This is a genomic window from Rhodonellum psychrophilum GCM71 = DSM 17998 (assembly GCF_000381545.1).
Taxonomy (GTDB): domain Bacteria; phylum Bacteroidota; class Bacteroidia; order Cytophagales; family Cyclobacteriaceae; genus Rhodonellum; species Rhodonellum psychrophilum.
This window is the reverse complement of sequence record NZ_KB906681.1, coordinates 120,461-140,572: the sequence shown is the minus strand read 5'-3', so window position 1 is coordinate 140,572 and position 20,112 is coordinate 120,461. Positions and strand designations below refer to the sequence as shown.

The window sequence follows — 20,112 nt, the reverse complement described above, 5'->3', positions numbered from 1 at the left end:
TAAGTTATGCAATTCAATTTTTTTGTTTGAATGTTTTTGCGAATCGAATCCCCAATTCAATCCATCAACTGAAGCAGAACCCTTTCTACGCCGAAGGCATCTACCCCGAAGGAACGAAGGGAATCTACGCCGCAGGCTTCTCCAATTTGGACACCTAAACGGAACCAAATCTACCTCCTTCTGAAGGACCAAATCTACCCTTCTATCGCCCGATCCAAATGCGTATACCCCCCATCCACAAAGAGGTGCTGACCTGTGACATGGGAAGTTCGGTCTGAAAGCAGAAAGACAACCGTGTCCGCAATTTCCTGTGCGGTGGTCATCCTGCGCCCGAGTGGTATTTTTCTTTGGATGTCGTCCAGTTTTTGGTTGGGATCCTCGAAAGTATTCAACCAGTTTTGATAAAGTGGGGTCAACACCTCTGCGGGGACCACTGCATTGACCCTGATGCCGTAGGGCAACAATTCCACTGCCCATTCCCGGGTCAGGGAGAGTTGGGCACCTTTGGCGGCAGTATAGCCCGATGTATTTCCTTGGCCAGTAATGGCAGTTTTGCTACTGATATTGACAATGCTTCCTTTGGATTTGATCAATTCAGGTAGAGCATAGTGGACCAATGCATAATAATGTAGCAGATTTTTTTCGACTGATTCCAAAAAAGCCTTTGGTGTACCTTTTTCCAAACCCACGCCATCATTGGCTCCGGCATTGTTGACCACACCGTCAATTCTCCCAAAGTAATCAATCGCTTCGTTTACAACGGATTGACAGGTCTCCGCGTCTGTGAGTCGCTGGCAGATGTGGAGGGACTTTAGACCCATTGACTGAAGTTCAAGCACCAACGCTTGCCCTTCTTCTTCTGATGGATCGATAATGACTGGAAATGCCCCTTCTTTCGCCAATGTTCGCGTGATGGCTGCACCAATTCCTTTGGCACCTCCGCTGATCAGATAGACTTTTTTTTCTAGATGTAGGTTCATTTGGTTTAAAAATTTTATTTTGATGTTAATTTAAACAGTTTTTTGTCCAATGGTGCAATCATGGAAGCACTCCATATTTCAAACGAATGGAATCCTGCATGCTGTCTTTTCCAGTGTCTATTTATGCGATTCCTTATCTTTCCTTTCTAAACCCCATAAAACCGGCAGGCATTTTCCCCAAAAACCATTTGTTGTTCCGCAGGGCTGAATTTCTGGAAATAATCCATCGCCAAGTCGTGTACTTGAGTATAGCTTCCCGCCAATAGACAAACCGGCCAATCCGATCCGTACATCATTCTTTCAACTCCAAAAGATTCCGCGACGGCATCGAGATAAGGCTTGAAATCCTCCTTCTGCCAATTCTCCCAATCGGCTTCGGTAACCATTCCCGAAACCTTGCAACTGACATTTGGCAAACTTGCCAACTGTTTGATTCCCTTGTTCCAAATTTTGAATTCCCCATTTTTGATGTCCGGTTTTGCCAAATGATCCAAGACAAACGCTTGATTGGGAAATTTCTTGACCAAATGATAGGCCGCTTCCAAATGCTTTGGATAAATCAGAATATCGTAGGTGTATCCATATTTCTCCAAATGTCCAATTCCCTTAAGCAATGCCCTATCCTCCATTTCTTCGGGGGGAAGGCTTTGGAGGATTTTACGGAAACCCGCCAATTTCACCTCAGGCGAATACGCTTCAAGTTCAATCTCTATTTTGCTTGAGCGCAAGTCAATCCAGCCCACAACTTTTTTGACCCAACTATGCCTCTCTGCCAAATCCAATAGGAACCTGGTTTCTGCCTTCGATTCGGTTGCCTGAACAGCAATGCATCCTGCCAGACCATTATTTTCCAATTCTGGTTGAAGGTCCTCGGGCATAAAGTCTCTTTGGATGGCATTCATCTTGTCGTCGATCCACGCATCCCGTATCGGATCGTATTTCCAGAAATGCTGATGGGCGTCGATTTTCATGATTTCCCGATTGGAATATAGGTAGTGAAAGGGGTAGAGAAAAGGTAGAGAAAGGATAGAGAAAAGGGTAGGGAAGAAGTTGGGAAAATGGAAGAATGAAATGCCTTATTCATTTTGGCAATTTCATTTTTCCAGAATTTCTATTTTTCCATCAGGATTCTCCCTTTTCTCCAATCAGTCTGTTTTTTTCGCAGTTTCAACCCTATTCGGAAACTGATTGCATCTTTCGGGTTGAATTGTCCCAATGCTCAATTTGACTTTTTACTCACAAATTTCCCCTTGTCTATTTGAGATCAGGCTTTGTAATTAACGGCTTTTTGCTTGGCTACTCCCAAGCCTTCGATTCCCAATTCCACGATGTCTCCTTCTTTCAGATACCTTGGTGGTTTTAAGCCCATGCCGACGCCGGAGGGTGTTCCGGTGGAGATCACATCCCCGGGAAGTAAACTCATGTATTGGCTGATATGGGAAACCAGGGTGGGGATGTCAAAAACCAAATCAGCCGTATTGCTGTCCTGAAGCGATTCCCCATTTACGGTTAGCCAAAGTCTAAGCTTATGTGGATCTTTGATTTCATCCTTGGTGACCAAATAGGGGCCAAGGGGTGCGAAGGTATCCGCACTTTTTCCTTTTACCCACTGTCCTCCGTGATGGAGTTGAAAATCCCTTTCACTGACATCGTTGTGGACACAATAGCCGGCAACGTATTCCATGGCCTCTTCCTTGCTCACGTAATTTGCCTTCTTGCCGATGACCACGGCAAGTTCCACTTCCCAGTCGGTTTTTTGGGAGTTTTTTGGAATGACCACTTCGTCAAAAGGGCCGCAAAGAGAGGAGCTTGCTTTCATGAAGATGATGGGGATCTCGGGAACAGCCATCCCGCTTTCTTTGGCATGGAGGGAATAATTCAGCCCCACGCAGATGATTTTGGATGGCCTTTTGATCGGAGATCCTAATCTGGTTTTTTTGCTGATTTCTTTTAAGTTATCTATTTCTGATACAAGCCAAGATTGAAGTCTTTCCAGACCATTTTCCCCAAAAAATTCCTCGGACCAATCCTCACCAAAAGGACTGCAATCCAACCATTTTCCGTCTGGGGTTTCAATACCAGGCTGTTCTTTTCCAAACGCTCCGAATCTAATTAGTTTCATGTTTTTATATGGATAAGTTAATTTTTTGATTAGAAATATTGTACAATTAAGGTTGAAAAAAGAGGCAGTGATTGGGGAATAAAGTCGATATTGGACTGGATTCAGACTTGAATATTGATTGATAAAACCCTGAATGATTTGTTTGGCGCTGTCTCAAATCTCTTCCCAAAGGCTTGTTTTTGATTCAGAAGCTCTCCAAAAATTTATCTTTTTCGAAATCCGCGGATGCTTCCTTCCTCTTAATATCCCTGTGACCTCATTTTCACACTTACATTTTCAATCCCAGAAATCCCCCATCAATCGGAAAATTGCTTCCGGTAATGAAAGAAGCTTCGTCGGAGGCAAGGTAATAGACCAAGGCTGCGATTTCGGCTGGTTGCCCCATCCTTCCGATCGGTTGGCTTGCGGCAAGTTTTTCAAACATTTCGGATTCTTTTCCCGGATAGTTTTTTGCTAAAAATCCATCCACAAACGGTGTATGGACTCTGCCTGGAGAGATGCAGTTGCAGCGGATGCCTTGGTCCACATAATCCCTTGCAATGGACAAGGTCATGGAAAGCACCGCGCCCTTGGTCATGGAATAGGCAAAGCGGTCTTGCAAACCCATCGTCGCGGCAACAGAACACATATTGATGATGGCTCCACCACCGTTTTCCCTCAGTTTTGGGATTGCCGCAGCCGTACAGTTGAAGACGCCTTTGACATTGACTTTATACAGGCGGTCAAAGTCTTCCTCCGAGGTCTTTTCAATGGAGCCTATATGGGAGATTCCGGCATTGTTGACCAATACGTCTATTTTACCGGGGATTTTTGAAATGACTTCCTGCATCTGTTCGGAATCAGATACATCCCCCTGTATAAAAACCACATTTTGACCCTTGGATTTAAATTGCTCCTCAACAGCCAAACCGATACCTGTATTGTAATCGATAAAGTAAACTTGGTGGTGGTTTTCTGCGAAACGGGTGGTGATGGCCAAGCCGATTCCACTGGCTCCCCCGGTCACGAGGATTGATTTTTTTGTCATGTTGAAGGACTATTTTTGGGTAAGGTTTTTTCCGGTTGGACCGAATGACTTATTTCCAAGCTTGCATTTTAAAACAGATGGGGAATAGTCACACGATTTTTCCTTGAGGCTTTGATTTTCTCTGTAGATTAAAATTCATCATTTCTTGGCGGTCTTCCAAACCGGTCCTGTATCAAAATCATATTCTTCCAAAGAGGTCTTTTTCATTTCAATGCTGTAGCCGGGTAAAGTTGGCGTCATGTACCTTCCTTTTTGGATCACCACAGGATCGATGAAATGTTCGTGGAGGTGATCCACATATTCGATCACTCTTCCTTCCATGCTTCCGCTGATGCACACAAAATCCACCATGGAAAGGTGTTGGACATATTCACATAAGCCTACGCCACCTGCATGCGGGCAAACAGGAATCCCGAATTTGTGTGCCATCAGCATGATGGCCAGGTTTTCATTCACACCCCCGACACGGCAACTATCGATTTGGCAAATCCCCAATGCATTCGCCTGCATCAGTTGCTTGAAGACAACCCTGTTTTGGCAATGTTCCCCAGTGGCCACTTTTATGGGGGCCACGGCACGGGCGATGGTGGCATGCCCGAGAATATCGTCTGGACTTGTGGGTTCTTCGATCCATAAGGGATTGAAACGTGCCAGTTCTTTCATGTTGTCTATGCTTTCCTGGATTTCCCACTTTTGGTTGGCATCCATCATCAACTGCCTTTCGGGGCCGATTTCTTTTCGGATGATGGCTGCTCTTCGGAGGTCATCCTGAAGGTCAGCGCCCACTTTCATTTTGAAATGGGTCCAACCTTCCTGTACCGCTTCTTTGCAGAGCATTCTGATTTTTTCGTCCGAATAGCCCAGCCAACCCGTGGAAGTGGTGTAGGCCGGATATCCATTTTCTTCCAAGTACCGAATCCTTTCCTTTTTTGTTTTTTCTTGGGCCTTAAGGATCTTCAAGGCAGTTTCGGGCGGCATTACATCTGTGATATAACTAAAATCGATGCATTTGACCATTTGCTCGGGAGACATGTCTGCCAATAATTTCCAGAGGGGTTTTCTCTCTGACTTTGCATAGAGGTCCCAAACTGCATTGACCAAAGCACCGGCGGCCAAGTGTACGACCCCTTTTTCAGGTCCCAGCCATCGGATTTGGCTGTCACCGGTCAGTTGTTTCCAGAATTTCCCGAATTCAGAAACGATGTCTTCCAGTTTTTTGCCGATGACCTGATGCACCATGGCCTCCAGGGCAGCACAGCAGATTTCATTTCCCCGGCCAATGGTGAATGTCAAGCCATGACCTTCAAGACCGGGATGATCGGTGTACAATATGATATAAGCTGCCGAATAATCGGGATCAGTGTTCATGGCATCTGACCCATGCTTTTCAAGGCTGGTGGGAAACCGTATGTCTTTGACGGTGTGGTGGGTAATACATATGCTCATCTTGCAAATTGTCAAATATGCTTTTCAATTACTACCTTCTTATTATTCGATTTACATATTATTTTATCTTTTATGTTTTCTTTTTAAAAAAATTAGCTAAAATTTAGGGAATGAAGGCCAAATTATTAGAGAGAAGAAACCCATTTGACAAATCCTTTACTTCGGTTATCCATTCATTTCCGTATTTTCTGGACATCTGGCATTACCATCCCGAAATGGAGCTGGTGTATATTAGCAAAAGCTCTGGGACCCGGTTTATCGGGGATAGCATCCAACCTTTTTCCCCTGGTGAACTGGTATTGATCGGAGAAGACTTGCCGCATCTTTGGCAAAATGATCAGGCCTATTTTGAAAAGGGAAGTGAATTGAAAGCCGAGGCGATCACCATCCATTTCAAAAAAGAATTTGCTGGAAAGGAATTTTTGGAGATTCCTGAGATGAAGGAAATCGCGGAGCTTTTTCAACGGGCAGGGCAGGGGATCGTGTTTTCTCCCAAGGTTGCGGAATCCGCAAGGGAGTTGATGCTTGGTATCCACCGTGAATCCGGTTTTATTCGGCTAAAGCTGTTTCTAGAACTTTTACAAATGTTGGTGGAAGAAAGCGAGTACTCCCTTTTGAGCACCAAAGGATTTATCAATCCCGGCGAAAATTTGGGTGATACCAGAATCGACAGGGTTTATTCCTATACCTTCAACAATTTTCGGAAAAACATCACCTTAGAGGAGGTGGCCGATATTTCGAACCTCAACCCCACCGCATTTTGCAGGTTTTTCAAGAAAGCCACCAAGAAAAATTATTCGAAATTCCTGAATGAAATCCGAATCGGATATGCATGTAAATTGCTTTTGGAACAGAAGCTGAATATTTCGGAAGTGGGTTATGAATCAGGATTTAACAACCTTTCCAATTTCAACAGACAGTTTAGAAATATTCTGGGGCTCTCTCCAAGTGCTTATTTACAAAAACACCAGAAGCACAATTGAATTCTTGGCACATTTATTGGTAAATTTTTTTTCCATTTGAATCCATTTTATTTTTCACACCAATAATGGCCAAGCATCATGAAAACCAAAGGAATTTTATTTTTCAACCTACTGATCGTCATGATCTTAGGATCATGTCTATCAGATACTGAAAATGACACCATCAATCCAGGAGAAGGTTATGCAGTACTCTTGGTGATCGATGAGGACAGCATCGACAATGGAAATGAACCCAACAATTTCACTGAGGTGGATGTCAATGATCAGCTGGCAACAGTTGGCTTGCGTACCCCATTAAAGTATTTTCAGGACAATCTTGGGAATACCATTGATCTCTTCACTGGACAGGTAGGAGATGAGGGTTGGTTTGCTTTGAAAAATATCCCCAATAGATGGAGAAATGCAGGACCAACGAACAATGGTGCCAGGAATTATCTGACTCCTGGTCCAGGATTGGGAGCGCCAAACGTGGATGATGACCGAGAAATCCATTTGGATGAAATCCCCGATGTTACGCCACTTAGGGCAACTGGATTGAAAATGCTTATCGGGCAAAAAGTATTGGCGGTGGTTTATGATAGTGATATCAGCATCAATTACTCGCCACTCGAGGGGAATCTCAAAGGAGCAAACCTGGGAATGGTTGCTCTCGAGGTAGTGGATGTAAGGGCAAGGACCGGCGGATCTTCTTCGGATCTTCCTATTGTCAGCGTAAAAATCTTGAATGTGAATGAAATCGACAATTTGGATCTTAGACTGTTTTCCAATGCGCCCGTTCCACAGTCTTCCTCAGAGCCCTTTGATATCAATCCTCCTGCTACTGTTTCGCAAGGAGTATTTGAACCTGCAAATTGAAGCACAATTGAACCCGAAACATGCATTCTTTTTCCCAGTGGGATTGACACTGCAAAAAAATCAGACTATTGAGAGAATAAGCCGTCTCACCGATATGGGACAAAACCAGGGGACAATGAACTGCTTGTGAAGCAATTTCAGGCTGTTATAAAATGTTAATGCTTAACATGGGTAAAAACCCGACATAACACGGGTTAAAAAAATTTTGACAGAGGTTCCAGTTGCTTTATGGATTCCATATCTGCCAACAACAGTGGTTTTTCCAAATATCCGATCACTTGTCGGAATTTTTCCGCTTTTTTCCTGTCTGAGAGATTGATGGAAGATGTGATCATCACGACGTAAATGGGGGAGTGGGGATGAAAATTTTCCAAGGCAGTCAGAAAATCCCAGGCATTAAAATCAGGCAGGTGAATATCCAGTAAGACCAGTGAGCAAAGGTCTTGGGTTTTTTCCACTTGGATGTATTCCAATGCTTCATTTACAGTTGTAAACAGCAAAGGGGATGGGTGGATTTTGCTTTTGATTATAAGCTTCCTGACTAATGTTAGAATCAAATCCTCATCATCAATGATCAAAACTTCATATTTCATTTTTCGGGGATATTGATGTTTTCTGTTTTATTGGAGATATTCCGAATGATCTTGTCCAGTTCATGGCCTGATTCGATGATGTGGTTGATGAAGATCTTTTTTTCCGAATCCGAAAAATCATCGTCCTCTGTAAGCATATTGATGAGTCCCATCATCCTGGCCAATGGAGCCCGAACGACATGGGATTGAATCCAGCTGATTTCCTTTAACTTGACGTTTTGCTCTTCGATGGCCTCAATATAGCGTCTTCTTTGGGTGACATCGTTGGCAAGGACCAGTTTTGCCTTCAATCCATTGAAATCCAATATGTTTGAGCTGATTTCTACATCGATTATTTCCTGATTTTTCTTAAGGTGCCTGAAGATACCAAGGTGGTTGATTTCACCATCTGAAGTAGAGGTTTCTATCGCATTGTCCAAAAAGTTGTTTTCTTCCTTTTGTCTGATGTCGCGGATGGTCATGGACAAAAATTCTTCTTTTGAATAGCCATAATGCTTGATGGCGGCCTGGTTCACATCCAAAAAGCCCAAATTACCCATCTCATAAACCCACATCGGAATGGGGCTCAAATGGAACAATTCCTTGTAGCGTTTTTCAGAATCATAAATCCTTTGGGATGCGGCATTTCGCTCTATTCCATAAATAATGCTTTTGAATAGGTTGGTGGCATTCAGATCATCCTTCAATAAATAATCGGAAATCCCCAAAGAGAGAGACTTTCTCCCAAATGCCATGTCCGAATAGCCTGTCAAAACGATTACGGGGATGTTTGCTGCGATTCTTAAAATCTCCATGATCAAATTTTCACCGCTCTTGTCAGGAAGGGAAAGATCCAGTAAGACCGTATCGAAGTATTTGGGCGATTGGGTCAAAATTAGATTGGCTTCCGCAAAATTTTTGGCTTCCACTATTTTTGGGGCCTTTATCGCTTCCTCCAAATAGGTTTCAATCAACAATCTATCTCCACTGTTGTCATCGATGACCAAAATGGTATAACTCCTGCTATCTCTAAACATACGCTAATTTTTATTGGGGGGAAGCCTCACGATACTCACGAAAAAACTTTCAATTTCAGTGACCACTTTTATGAAGTCATCCATGTCTACGGGTTTGGTGATGAAACAATTCGCATAATTTTTATAGGAGGAAAGAATGTCATTTTCAGAAGAGGAAGTCGTCAACATGATCACAGGGATTTGCTTGAGAGATTCCTCCTGCTTGATAAATTTCAAGACCTCATGCCCATTTTTCCTAGGAAGATTGATGTCCAATAGAATAAGATCAGGCGTGGTTTCGTTTTTGTATTCCCCTTCTTTCATCAAAAATTCCATGGCTTTTTTTCCATCCCTTACCACACTGATTTTATTGATGATTTTTGCCTCTTCCAACGCCTCCATCGTCAACAAGATATCTCCTTCATTGTCCTCCACCAATAATATTTGAACCTGTTTCATACCCAATAATACTTAAATAGTTTCAATATTTTTTGCGATATTAAAATAAAAACTGCTTCCTTTTCCCTCCTCAGATTCTACCCAAATTTTTCCACCGTGGTTTTCTACGATTTTTTTGCAAATGGCCAAACCAATCCCTGAGCCCTGAATCTCCTCCTTTTGGTGAAGGCGGTGAAAAATGGTGAAGATTTTTTCCTTAAACTCTTTTTTAATGCCCAATCCATTGTCCGTTACGCTGAAAATCCAATGGGTTCTGTCCTCCGTACCATGAATGCTGATTTCAGTCGATTCCATTTCCCGCTTGTATTTCAATGCATTTTCAATCAGATTCTGAAAGAGTTGCTGAAGGGGTGCCTTTGAAGCATTTATCTTCGGCAAATTGCTGATCTTGATTGTTGCATTTGATTGTGAAATCAAACGTCTTTCCAAAAGCAAAATATCTTCTACCATCAATTTGGTATCAATCACTTCTTTGTTTCCCACATTCCCGGCCCTACTGTACTCCAAGAGATCCAAGATAATTTTTCTCATTCTTTGGGCACCATCTACGGCAAAGTGAATGTATTTCTTGCCTTTTTCATCCAAAATAGGATGGTATTTTTTCTCCAAAATGCTCAGAAAACTTGAAATCATCCGCAAAGGCTCCTGTAAATCATGGGAAGCTACATAGGCGAATTGCTCCAATTCGGCATTTGAAGATTCCAATGCCTTTGCCCTTTTGATGAGTTGATCGCTCATCTGATACAGTGCTTTTTCGGAGGCTCTGGAATCAGTAATGTCTTTCATGACCACTACAGCGCCCAATTTTCGCCCATCTGTCGTTTTGATCTCTTCTCCCGAACAAAGCACGATCCGTTTGGGAAGGTTTTTTGGAGCGATCATCATTTCCTGGTCTTTTATCTTCTCCCCATTCAATGCTTTGAATAAGACTATCTCTTCTGTTTTCAGGAGCCTTTTACCATCAGGATGATAGAGGCGGTAATGGTTGCTCCAGTTTTCTGTCAAAATTTCTTCCTCGCCAAGGCCATGGAGATTTCTGGCAGCTTTGTTGAACAGTATTAAATCCCCTTTTTCATCAGCTGCAATGATCCCTTCGGAAAGATTTTCCATCATATACCGGAGGAATTCCTTTTCTTTTTCCAGCGCTTGCTCAGATGTTTTCCGGGAAGTGATGTCTTGAGTTGCTCCCGTCACCCTGATGGGTTCGCCCTTTTCATTCCTGATAATGAGTCCCTTATCCACCACAAAAGCATACTCACCATTTTTTTTACGGAACCGAAATTCCAGCTCCCAATATTCCGTGGTTCCTGAAAGAAACCCATTCATTTTGGAGTTTACCCATTCAAGATCTTCGGGATGAATATGTGCTTGCCAGAATGCATCATTGGAAGTCAATTCATTGACTTCATGCCCAAAAAGCTTGCTGAAAGTTTCAGATCTGTAAACCTTGTTCGTAGTAAAATCCCTGTCCCAAATGGCGTCAGAGGTAGCTTTGGTCGCAAATTGAAATCTTTCGATACTTTCCTTTAATTGTTTGGATTGTTCGTCTACTTTTTTGCCGAGTACTTCGGGTTGTTTGGCGAGGTTAAAGACGATATATCCCAAAAAACAGGATAAAATCATTCTTAATCCGATAAGCGGTAGGATGTCTCTGAAGGCTGTGGATTTTTTCAATTGGACAATTAAATTCCAATCTCCTTCGGGCAGATTGAGGTTTACGATTCCACCTTCATAGGATTCTTGGCTGCTGTTGAAAAAGTATTCTTCGATATTGGTTTCCGGATTGATTTTGGAAAGCCCGATGTAAAATGGATTATCGGCTGTCTTGTCGATTCCCGCCTGTTTCAAAAAAGTATCCAAATGGATTATCACTGCTGCAAATCCCCAGAATTCTCCACTCTTGAAGATTGGCTGTCTGCCTACGATTCCAATGCCTCCTTGTTTCAACTCAAAGGGGCCTGCAAAATAGAGGGTTTTAATTTCTTTTGCTATGAGGGCCTCTTTGATTAGTTTTTTCTGTTCAAGAATATCATATCCAATCACTGGTTCGTTTCCATTAAGGGGATAAACATATTTGATCACGCCACCTTCCACCAATTGCAAGGCATCAATCCCTTCTGTTTGTGTCAGGATATCCTTGGCAATGGAATCGAAATTATCGCCAATCCCAATGTTTTCTTCAAGGAAGGCAAGGATTTTGGTGGCAGATTGGCTGTAATTCAGGCTTGAGGAAATTTGCTTTTGGATCAGGATGGCTTGGTCTTTGGCCAATTGTTTTTCGAAGGCGATTTGGGTCTCAAACTGCATGTAAGAAAAATACTGCGTCAGGATCAAAACTGACATAAAAACCATTCCTCCCAATAAGGCCGGTGGGAACTTGATCTTAAATCTTGTAGACATTCCTCATTCTTTTTACTGGAAAATTAAAACGCATTCATTTGCAGCATCCAAAATCGATCGGGAATCATTGTTTTCCCAAGGTAAAATGAAAGGAACTTCCTTCGCCTTCAACAGAGCTGACCCAGATCTTTCCATTATGGTTTTCAATAATTTTTTTGCAGATAGCGAGCCCCATGCCAGAACCAGAGTATTCATCTTTTTGGTGAAGCCTTTGGAAAATAATGAAGATTTTGTCAAAGTATTCTGCATTGATCCCTATCCCATTGTCTTGGACGCTAAACTCCCAATGTGTTTCCATTTCTTTACCTTCGATGGTAATTAGGGGTTTTTGACCTTCCTTTTGATATTTGACCGCATTGGTAATCAGGTTTTGAAACAGCAATTGGAGAGGGTTTTTGAAGCCATAAATTTCTGGAAGATTCGAAAATACAATCTTAGCTTTTTTTCCCGTAATGAGCTTTCGGTTGTAAAGCAAAACCTCCTGTATGAGTAGGGTAGTGTCTATTGGTTCTTTTGCACCGTCCGGTCTTCCCACCCTGGAAAATTCCAAAAGTTCCAGAATGATTTCGCGCATCCTTTGTGCACCATCTACAGCAAAATGAATGTATTTTTTACCTTTTTCATCAAGGATAGCCCCATATTTTCGCTCGATCTGGGTGAGGAAACTGGTGATCATTCTTAAGGGCTCTTGCAAATCATGGGATGCGACATAGGCAAATTGCTCCAACTCTTGATTAGAAATGGAAAGGTCTTTGTTGCTTTTCAGCAGTTCGGTATTGAGGTTCTGAAGGGAACCTTCATATTCCTTCCGGTGGGTAATGTCCTGGATGGCACCGATCATTCTGACAGGCTTCCCTTTGGAATTCCTAATTATAGACCCCCGGTCAATAACATACGCATAACTCCCATCTGATTTCTGCAGTCGGTATTCATTTTCAAAGTAATGCTCTTTGGGATCTCCAAAAACCCGGGCGAGGTTTCCAATGACTTTCTGGTGGTCGATTTCATGCAATTGCTTTTCCCATTTCTCCCAGGTTGGCTTTTCATTTATTATATCAAATCCAAAAAGAATTTTAAATCCTTCGCCCCAAAACAGTGCGTTGGAAGGGATGTCCCAGTCCCAAATGGCATCATTGGTGGCTTTGGATAATTTTTCAAACCTCTGGTTGTAAATCGCGATTTCTTCTTCTTTTCTTCTTTTTTCCGTGATGTCCCTGAAATATACCGATAGCCCACTTGAAGAGGGGAAAGCACTCACCCCAAACCAAATATCCAAAGCGGGATTGTATTCATCAAAGTGAACAGGTTTCATGGTTTTTATTGCCTTATGGTAATTGGAATAAAAAGCTGATTCTTTTAAGTCCCTGTAGGTTTCCCAAAGATTTGCTCCCAAAATCTCCTCCTTTTCCAACTTCAGCAATTTTCTGGAAGTATGGTTCATGTAGGTCACTTCCCCTTTTTTGTTCACGGCAAAAAAAGCATCTCCGATGGATTCCAAAATGGTGTTTTTCTCTTGCAGATTTCGTTTGATGGTGTCCAAATTGTCCTTTCTTTCCATGGCGACCGCTAGATTGGTGGTCAGAGATTGAAGGAAGGAGATTTCGTCTGCATTCCAAATTCTTCCCTTTGTACAATCATCAAAGCCGATATAGCCATAAAAATCATTCTCAATGAAAATCGGCACCTGCAATGTGGAAAGGATGTCCTGTTCTTCCAAAATCTTTTTGGTGGGATCATCCAGATCCTTGGTTAAGTATGCAAAAGGCTTTTTGTGATTGATAGCCTCTAAAAATAGGGGATGCTCCTCCAATTCAATCGCTTTGTAATGGGGGTTGTCGATTTGTATCGAAACCTTGCCGTTGGTCCATTCCAATTCCTGATTTGCCATCAGGCGATTGGTCAGGGGATCCCGGTAGTTTTTGATAAAATAAGCACGATCGGCGTCCACAGTTTCACCCATGATTTTCAGGCAATTGGAAACCGCCTTCTCCCAGTCGTCAAAATCCATCAAGGTTTCGATGACCACTGCAATGCCTTTTAATAATTTTGTTTTGGCGATGAGGGCAGCTTCGCTTAATTTCCTTTCGGTGATGTCCCTTTGGATGGCTAAAAAATGGGTAAGTGTCCCACCTTCGTCCTTTAGGGGAGTTACTGATATGTTGACCCAAAATTCCTCTCCGCCTTTTTTATAGTTGATCGTTTCAATTTCAAAAGGTTCTTTTCTTCTCAAAGCTACTCCCAAAAGCCCCAGAGCGGAAAAATCAGAATTGGGTCCTTGCAAAAATCTTGGGTTTCTACCCATGACCTCTTCAGAGCCATAACCTGTTAGCCTTGTAAAGGCATTGTTTACATAAATGATTTTTGGCCCGGGGGCATCTAGGAGATTGGATTCCGTAATGATGACTGAGTCAGTGGAATTGGTGATGACCGATTCCATCAATTTCAATTCCTGCTCCCTTTTTTTAATGACGCTGATGTCTCTGCTTATTCCAACCAATCCGATCACCCAACCTGATTTGTCCCGTAAGGGGATTTTGGTAGTCAAGAGGGTTTTTAGGCTTCCATTTTTGTTGAGAATGGTTTCTTCCTGGTTAAAGAGGCCTATTTCGGATTCAATTACCTTTCGATCGTCCTCAAGGAATTTTTGAGCATCCGCTGCATTCACAAACTCAGCGATCGTTTTGCCTATCGTATCTTTTTCGGATTTTGCACCGATCAGTTCCAAGTTGGCTTTGTTGTTGATCAAATGGCGGGAATCCCTGTCCTTGACAAAAATATTATCAGGGATGATGTCGATGAGGGTTCTGAGCAAATTTCTCTCCCGAAAAATGGTCTCTTCCGCCTTATTTTTTTCAGTCAAGTCCGTGATCGTGGACATTTTGAGCCGCTGACCATCAGGTTGCACCAGCAACTGAACCGTCTCCGACAAATCGATATGCGCACCGTCTTTTCTGGTGGTCTGCCAGAAGACGGGCTTTTCGATGCCGGTTTTGATGAAATCCTGATGATCGGCAAGAGCTTGTTTTTGGAAGGCTTCAGGAATACAATTGATAAAGTTTTTCCCCAATAATTCCGATCGCGAACATCCAAGGATGCGACAAAATTCTTCGTTGACAAATATAAAAACGCCTTTGTCGTCCGTAATGGAGATTCCGGAGTTGGATCCATTCAATACAGAAAACAAAAGAGATTGAGTTTGCAAAAGTGAGAAACCCGACAAAGGTTCAATGAATTCTTCCGATTGGGTTGTCTGCTTTTTTATGTGAAAATCGTTTTTCAATATGTCAATCGGTTTTTTTTGTTTTTGAGAAATTTCCACTGTTTGGTGGGGTGATTTTTCCATTTGGAAGTCTTGCTTTTTTAAAAGTGGGTGGTTCAAGCTACATTTTAATCAACAATAAACCTTATAAATACCAAAAATTTCAATGTTTTTTATCCCGAGATCCATTGAAGAAAAATCAACAATCAAGTCATAGGAAGATGGTATTTCCGGATTTTACCGATGCATCGCAGGCCACTGCAATCCGCATACTGTTCAGGGCATCTTCCAGGTGATCGCTCAGGCCAATGTCTTCCTGAATGGCCTTTAAAAAATACCTTTGCTCCCGATTGCAAAGCTCCTGATGATCGGGTTCATCGCTCAGATCAATCCATTGGTCTTTATGGGTGAAATTGTTTTGCGCATCTATGTCTGCGTGATGGATTTTGATGCTTTCGGTTTTGGTGTGCGCATCCACATGGTCGGATTTGCCCATTTCCCCTGCTTTTCGGGCCACGATCGATACAGCACCCTTCGGCCCAAAAACATCCTTGATGAAGAAGGCATTGTCCGAAACCATCGGCCCCCAACCGGCCTCATACCAGCCTACCGATCCGTCTTCAAATCGGATCTGCAATTGGCCGTAATTGTAGTTCCCTTCAGGGATATCCTCCGTCAACCTTGCTCCGATGGCGGAAACAGAAACCGGCTTTGATCTTGTCATTTGGCACATGATGTCAATGTAATGGACCCCGCAGTCCACGATCGGACTGAGGCTTTTCATCAAATTGCGATGGACATCCCACATGTACCCCTGACTTTGCTGGTTGAGATTCATCCGCATGACCAAAGGCTTTCCCATTTTTTGCGCTTCCAATACAAACCTTTCCCAAGAGGGATGGTGTCGAAGAATGTAACCGACCACCACTTTTTTCTTTGCTATTTTGGCAGCCGCAATGATTTTTTCTGTTCCGGCAACGGTGTCGGCTAAAGGCTTCTCGATAAAAACATGACAGCCGCTTTCAAGCGCCTTAATGGCAAAAGCTTCATGGGTGTCCGGATAGGTCGAAATGCAAACCGCATCAGGCTGGGTCTGATCCATGGCGATGTCGAAATCCGCGAACAAAGGATATTTGCTGCCCAACTTTTTGTTCAGTGTTTCTTTGCTTTTGCCACGGGAAACCAAACCGCAGATGTCGAATTCCGGCATCTGATGATAGGCGAAGGCATGGGAAGCGCCCATATTGCCACAACCGACCACTAGGATTCTAAGGGGTTTATTCATTTTTTTGGATTAAAGAATGGAGCAATAAAAAATGTTTAAATACCGGGTTTTAAATCAATAAAGGATCTATTTATGAAGGAATTTTTTTATTGAATCGAGACCTTCATGCTGATCGGAGTCAAGGGTTGGTTGAGGCTGTCCCTTTGTACAGCGACGATTTGATCCACCACATCCATGCCCCGGATCACCTGTCCAAAAACTGTATAGTCGCCATCCAACCGGGCGAGTCCATCCTTGTTTTGGACGATATAGAATTGGCAACGTGCGGAGAGTTTATCCGGATTGTCGTCTCTTCCTGCACCGAGGGCACCATAGCCATGTTTGAGATCGGGATGGAATTCCGGGGTCAAGAGGTATTCGGGATCGTTGAAGCCCTCCTCAGTATCCGGACAACCTGCCTGGGCCACAAAATTTGGGATGACCCGGTTGAAGGTCAAGGAATCCCAATATCCGGCCGTTGCCAATTGGATGAAGCTGGCTTGGTGCTTTGGCGTTTGGTCATGCAGCAGGATATGAATGTCACCTAATGAGGTGGAGATTAAGGCGATTTTTCGCTCTTCTTTTTGGGCGAAGGTCTCCGACATGATCATTCCGAATACGAAGGCTAAGGAAAGCCAAGAGCGAATCCTTCCGAAGTGAATTTTTAATGATGGCATAGACACGGGGATATTTGGTAAAACTGTTGCCAAATAAGCAAAAATTTGGAAGAATGTCTAAGGCTAGGTCATGTATTGGTTTTTCTTGGCGGATTCGTTTCAATAAATGATTTTTTTGGGGAAAATGAAAAGATAAAGGTGAGTTCCTGGGATTTAACCCCTGTTATGGATTGCCAATTCAATTCCAACCTGAAATTGATTCATCATCAGCTAATTGTTCACTGTTTTTGACTTTGTCATAGTGGTTTAGCTTTAGGCCTTATCGTCCAAATAGTCCGATTTTCTTGCAGTTTATACCCCTATAGGCAAACCCAATGCCTACTTCCGGAGGAATGGATGAGGTGATTATTTCCCCAAATCCCTTTGGGAATTGACATCATATCGTCCAGATATAATAACTTTACTTTTGTTGGATCCCAGAAAGTGGAATTGGAAACTGAAATACATGGAAGAAAAACTTGATCTAAGGACGGTAAATGTCCGCCGTTATATTTTGCCCCTTCGGGAAGGTGGGTCCCTGCCCGCCTTGGTCGATGCCGACGATGGCTTCAACTATGTGTTGAAATTTCGTGGAGCGGGCCAAAGGGAAAAGGCGTTGATCGCCGAATTGCTGGGAGGGGAGATCGCCCGATTTCTGGGTTTTAAGATGCCGGAACTGGTCTTTGCCCAGCTGGATGAGGCTTTTGGCCGAACGGAAGGAGATGAGGAGGTTCAGGATCTTTTGAAATTCAGCCGGGGATTGAACTTGGGCATGCACTTTCTCAAGGGTGCTTTGACCTATGATCCCGTTGCGATGAACATTGACCCTTTGTTGGCTTCACAGATCGTATGGCTGGATGCCTATATTACAAATGTAGACAGGACTTTCAGGAACACCAACCTGTTGATTTGGAATCGGGAACTTTGGTTGATTGACCATGGAGCTTCTTTTTTGTTTCACCACTCTTGGACAAATTGGGAAAAGCATGCCATCGGACCTTTTTCCATGATCCAAAATCATGTGCTGTTGCCTGTTGCGGATCGTCTGGAAGAGGTGGACGCAGTTTTCAGAGAAAAGTTGAAAGCTTCAGATATCAAAAAAATCGTCGGTGCATTGCCGGACGATTGGTTGTTGGCGACAGGAGAAGAAGAATCCCCTGAAGAACAGCGGCAGATTTATGCGCAATTTTTGACAACTCGTTTGAATCATTCCCAAATTTTTGTAAAAGAAGCCCAAGATGCCAGGAGATCACTTGTATGAGTACGCGGTTATCCGCTTGGTTCCCGATGTAGAACGAGAGGAATTCATCAATGTAGGTGTGATCCTGTCTTCGATAAAAGGAAAATTCCTTCAAACCAAAATCAAGGTAGATGAATCGAAGCTAAATGCCTTTGCACAAAACCCGGACCTTGACCTTTATGCTTGTCATTTGGCCTCTTTCGAGAAGATTTGCCTGGCCGGAGAGGATGGTGGCCCCATCGCCCAAATGGACCTTGCCTCCCGATTTCGTTGGCTCACAGCAGTCAGAAGTTCTGTGATCCAGACCTCCAGGCCTCATGCTGGGCTGACAGACGATTTGCCGGGAACACTCGACCGCTTGTTTGGGATTTATGTTGGGGAATGGGATTGATCGGGATTTGGTGTTTCAGAGGAGAATTCTTTTCATTTGAACCATCAAAACTTGATTTGAGGCGAATTTGAAAAGGCGCAATTGAATTTGGTTCTTATGCCGATAGCGGTTCCACTTTACCGGTTTTGTTGGTCAATTTATCTTGTCCATTGGAAGGAGAGGATTCGGGAAGAATCCTCTTTTCAATACAGAAGCCTTCTTGGTTTATCTTGGTCAGATTAAACCCGTTTTATGGATTGCGAAATCCATTTAATATTTTAATTTTCTGATAATCAATTAGGTGTTGACTATTTTTGACTTCACCCAATTGGTGTCAGGAATTGTTCACCCAATAGACTGATTTTCTTTCGGTTTCAATCCCATTTGGAAATCTGTTGCATATTTCCATCTAACTTAATCAAGTTAGATGCCCTACGTTACTTTTCCGCTGTCTTAGAACTCGGGTTAAAATTGATACAAGGGCGGAGACTGTCAAAAAAAAGGCAGGCTCCGCCCCTTATCTGTTGCGGATTTTATTCCTGACCTTCAAAGCCAAATTCCGGAGATAGGGGAAGTATTTGCCACTTTTCAGATTATAAATGACGGATTCGGAGTTGAAAATCATCTCGAAATTTTCAGTACACAACACCGGTTTTTTCGTGATCCTGTTGATCTCGATGGCCTGACTCAATGAGCTTTCAACAAAGAGGACATACCCACTGGAGGCATAGGTTTTGGCTTTGTGTGCAGCATGGTTGTTTGCTTTTTGCCTTGCTTCTTTGTTTGGCAGGTCCAACATGACCAAATCATTGTATTTCACATTGTTATTCGCCAGCCATGTTTCCGTCTCCTTACGGTATTTTTCGAGTCGGGAAGTGACGATCGTCCCTATTTTGACCTCGGGTATGAAAAGAGGTGCCGCATTCAGTACAAAATCAATGTATTTTGGTCCATCATCATTCAGGTCTTCGGTTGGATCCACGCAAAGAACGCCGTCGATATCAAAACAAGACTTTTCCAAAAAATAATGATTGAGAACATTCCACTGGAAATATCTTGGAAGTGGAACGACCTCAAAATGATAATCCACTAAATTCTCCTTGCCTGGAATGACATAGATGGCGCAAAAGCTAAGGGTGAAATTGTCCCCAATATCCTTCAGACTTTCCTTACATTTTTTGATTGCCGAACCCGAAGCCACACTGTCATCGACAATCAGGATTTTTTTGAAATCCTTGATGTTATAAAACTGTCCGCGTGCACCGGCCTTGTAAATATGCCCGTTGATAAAGGAGCTTAGGTCTGTGTAGGGTTTATTAAGATACAATGCAAGCAGATTGGCGGGGAGCATCCCACTACGGGGAATCCCTACGATCAGGTCAAAATCACGGGGCAAAATGCTTAAGGATTTAAGAATGATTTGATTCAAATCTGAAATATTCCTGTAGTACATAGGTTTTGGA

The 20,112-nt window shown here is 43.0% G+C and carries 17 protein-coding genes; 4 read left to right on the top strand and 13 right to left on the bottom strand.

All coding sequences use genetic code 11. The features are described from left to right. Nucleotides 1-194: 194 nt before the first annotated feature. From F824_RS0114545 to F824_RS0114515, 5 genes are all read right to left on the bottom strand, one after another. On the bottom strand, nt 195-980 hold the full coding sequence (locus F824_RS0114545; protein ID WP_019598645.1) for an L-fucose dehydrogenase: 786 nt from the start codon (nt 978-980) through the stop codon (nt 195-197). A gap of 146 nt (nt 981-1,126) precedes the next feature. Then, entirely contained in the window at nt 1,127-1,951 is an 825-nt protein-coding gene (locus F824_RS0114540) for an amidohydrolase family protein (RefSeq protein ID WP_019598644.1), read from the bottom strand. A gap of 293 nt (nt 1,952-2,244) precedes the next feature. Continuing rightward, nucleotides 2,245-3,102, bottom strand: coding sequence for a fumarylacetoacetate hydrolase family protein (locus F824_RS0114530; RefSeq protein WP_019598642.1), 858 nt, complete (start codon nt 3,100-3,102; stop codon nt 2,245-2,247). 268 nt (nt 3,103-3,370) lie between these two features. Next, a complete protein-coding gene (locus F824_RS0114525; RefSeq protein WP_019598641.1) occupies nt 3,371-4,129 on the bottom strand; it encodes an SDR family NAD(P)-dependent oxidoreductase in 759 nt (252 codons plus the stop codon). 138 nt (nt 4,130-4,267) lie between these two features. After that, nucleotides 4,268-5,575, bottom strand: a complete 1,308-nt coding sequence (locus F824_RS0114515; protein WP_019598639.1) for an L-fuconate dehydratase — start codon at nt 5,573-5,575, stop codon at nt 4,268-4,270. Nucleotides 5,576-5,685: 110 nt separating this feature from the next. Here F824_RS0114515 and F824_RS0114510 point away from each other — a divergent pair, with 110 nt between their 5' ends. Together F824_RS0114510 and F824_RS0114505 are read left to right on the top strand one after the other, a co-directional pair. After that, nucleotides 5,686-6,558 (top strand): helix-turn-helix domain-containing protein, encoded by an 873-nt coding sequence (locus F824_RS0114510; protein WP_019598638.1) that lies wholly within the window; start codon nt 5,686-5,688, stop codon nt 6,556-6,558. Nucleotides 6,559-6,636: 78 nt separating this feature from the next. Beyond that, nucleotides 6,637-7,413: a hypothetical protein gene (locus F824_RS0114505; protein ID WP_019598637.1), complete on the top strand. Its 777-nt coding sequence runs from the start codon at nt 6,637-6,639 to the stop codon at nt 7,411-7,413. 194 nt (nt 7,414-7,607) lie between these two features. On the opposite strand, the gene F824_RS0114500 is transcribed toward F824_RS0114505, so the two are convergent. The 7 genes from F824_RS0114500 to F824_RS0114470 form a co-directional block, all read right to left on the bottom strand. Then, a complete protein-coding gene (locus tag F824_RS0114500) occupies nt 7,608-8,006 on the bottom strand; it encodes a response regulator (RefSeq protein WP_019598636.1) in 399 nt (132 codons plus the stop codon). After that, on the bottom strand, nt 8,003-9,022 hold the full coding sequence (locus tag F824_RS0114495; RefSeq protein ID WP_019598635.1) for a response regulator: 1,020 nt from the start codon (nt 9,020-9,022) through the stop codon (nt 8,003-8,005). Before F824_RS0114495 ends, F824_RS0114500 begins: the two co-directional genes overlap by 4 nt. Before the next feature lie 3 nt (nt 9,023-9,025). Then, entirely contained in the window at nt 9,026-9,460 is a 435-nt protein-coding gene (locus F824_RS0114490; RefSeq protein WP_019598634.1) for a response regulator, read from the bottom strand. 12 nt (nt 9,461-9,472) lie between these two features. Next, nucleotides 9,473-11,860, bottom strand: a complete 2,388-nt coding sequence (locus F824_RS0114485; protein WP_019598633.1) for an ATP-binding protein — start codon at nt 11,858-11,860, stop codon at nt 9,473-9,475. 64 nt (nt 11,861-11,924) lie between these two features. Beyond that, entirely contained in the window at nt 11,925-15,203 is a 3,279-nt protein-coding gene (locus F824_RS26875) for a PAS domain S-box protein (RefSeq protein ID WP_019598632.1), read from the bottom strand. Nucleotides 15,204-15,330: 127 nt separating this feature from the next. Beyond that, nucleotides 15,331-16,404 (bottom strand): Gfo/Idh/MocA family protein, encoded by a 1,074-nt coding sequence (locus F824_RS0114475; protein WP_019598631.1) that lies wholly within the window; start codon nt 16,402-16,404, stop codon nt 15,331-15,333. Nucleotides 16,405-16,490: 86 nt separating this feature from the next. Further along, nucleotides 16,491-17,060, bottom strand: coding sequence for a peptidylprolyl isomerase (locus tag F824_RS0114470; RefSeq protein WP_019598630.1), 570 nt, complete (start codon nt 17,058-17,060; stop codon nt 16,491-16,493). A gap of 445 nt (nt 17,061-17,505) precedes the next feature. Here F824_RS0114470 and F824_RS0114455 point away from each other — a divergent pair, with 445 nt between their 5' ends. Next, entirely contained in the window at nt 17,506-18,300 is a 795-nt protein-coding gene (locus F824_RS0114455; RefSeq protein ID WP_019598627.1) for a HipA family kinase, read from the top strand. Beyond that, nucleotides 18,278-18,670 (top strand): DUF3037 domain-containing protein, encoded by a 393-nt coding sequence (locus tag F824_RS0114450; protein WP_019598626.1) that lies wholly within the window; start codon nt 18,278-18,280, stop codon nt 18,668-18,670. The genes F824_RS0114455 and F824_RS0114450 overlap by 23 nt, the downstream gene beginning before the upstream one ends. 496 nt (nt 18,671-19,166) lie before the next feature. On the opposite strand, the gene F824_RS0114445 is transcribed toward F824_RS0114450, so the two are convergent. Continuing rightward, on the bottom strand, nt 19,167-20,102 hold the full coding sequence (locus F824_RS0114445; RefSeq protein WP_019598625.1) for a phosphoribosyltransferase: 936 nt from the start codon (nt 20,100-20,102) through the stop codon (nt 19,167-19,169). Nucleotides 20,103-20,112 lie beyond the last annotated feature (10 nt).

Excerpts from the sequence above, each read along its gene's own strand:
- F824_RS0114545 (WP_019598645.1), bottom strand. The coding sequence starts at position 980 with ATGAACCTACATCTAGAAAAAAAAGTCTATCTGATCAGCGGAGGTGCC.
- F824_RS0114540 (WP_019598644.1), bottom strand. The coding sequence starts at position 1,951 with ATGAAAATCGACGCCCATCAGCATTTCTGGAAATACGATCCGATACGG.
- F824_RS0114530 (WP_019598642.1), bottom strand. The coding sequence starts at position 3,102 with ATGAAACTAATTAGATTCGGAGCGTTTGGAAAAGAACAGCCTGGTATT.
- F824_RS0114525 (WP_019598641.1), bottom strand. The coding sequence starts at position 4,129 with ATGACAAAAAAATCAATCCTCGTGACCGGGGGAGCCAGTGGAATCGGC.
- F824_RS0114515 (WP_019598639.1), bottom strand. The coding sequence starts at position 5,575 with ATGAGCATATGTATTACCCACCACACCGTCAAAGACATACGGTTTCCC.
- F824_RS0114510 (WP_019598638.1), top strand. The coding sequence starts at position 5,686 with ATGAAGGCCAAATTATTAGAGAGAAGAAACCCATTTGACAAATCCTTT.
- F824_RS0114505 (WP_019598637.1), top strand. The coding sequence starts at position 6,637 with ATGAAAACCAAAGGAATTTTATTTTTCAACCTACTGATCGTCATGATC.
- F824_RS0114500 (WP_019598636.1), bottom strand. The coding sequence starts at position 8,006 with ATGAAATATGAAGTTTTGATCATTGATGATGAGGATTTGATTCTAACA.
- F824_RS0114495 (WP_019598635.1), bottom strand. The coding sequence starts at position 9,022 with ATGTTTAGAGATAGCAGGAGTTATACCATTTTGGTCATCGATGACAAC.
- F824_RS0114490 (WP_019598634.1), bottom strand. The coding sequence starts at position 9,460 with ATGAAACAGGTTCAAATATTATTGGTGGAGGACAATGAAGGAGATATC.
- F824_RS0114485 (WP_019598633.1), bottom strand. The coding sequence starts at position 11,860 with ATGTCTACAAGATTTAAGATCAAGTTCCCACCGGCCTTATTGGGAGGA.
- F824_RS26875 (WP_019598632.1), bottom strand. The coding sequence starts at position 15,203 with ATGGAAAAATCACCCCACCAAACAGTGGAAATTTCTCAAAAACAAAAA.
- F824_RS0114475 (WP_019598631.1), bottom strand. The coding sequence starts at position 16,404 with ATGAATAAACCCCTTAGAATCCTAGTGGTCGGTTGTGGCAATATGGGC.
- F824_RS0114470 (WP_019598630.1), bottom strand. The coding sequence starts at position 17,060 with ATGCCATCATTAAAAATTCACTTCGGAAGGATTCGCTCTTGGCTTTCC.
- F824_RS0114455 (WP_019598627.1), top strand. The coding sequence starts at position 17,506 with ATGGAAGAAAAACTTGATCTAAGGACGGTAAATGTCCGCCGTTATATT.
- F824_RS0114450 (WP_019598626.1), top strand. The coding sequence starts at position 18,278 with ATGCCAGGAGATCACTTGTATGAGTACGCGGTTATCCGCTTGGTTCCC.
- F824_RS0114445 (WP_019598625.1), bottom strand. The coding sequence starts at position 20,102 with ATGTACTACAGGAATATTTCAGATTTGAATCAAATCATTCTTAAATCC.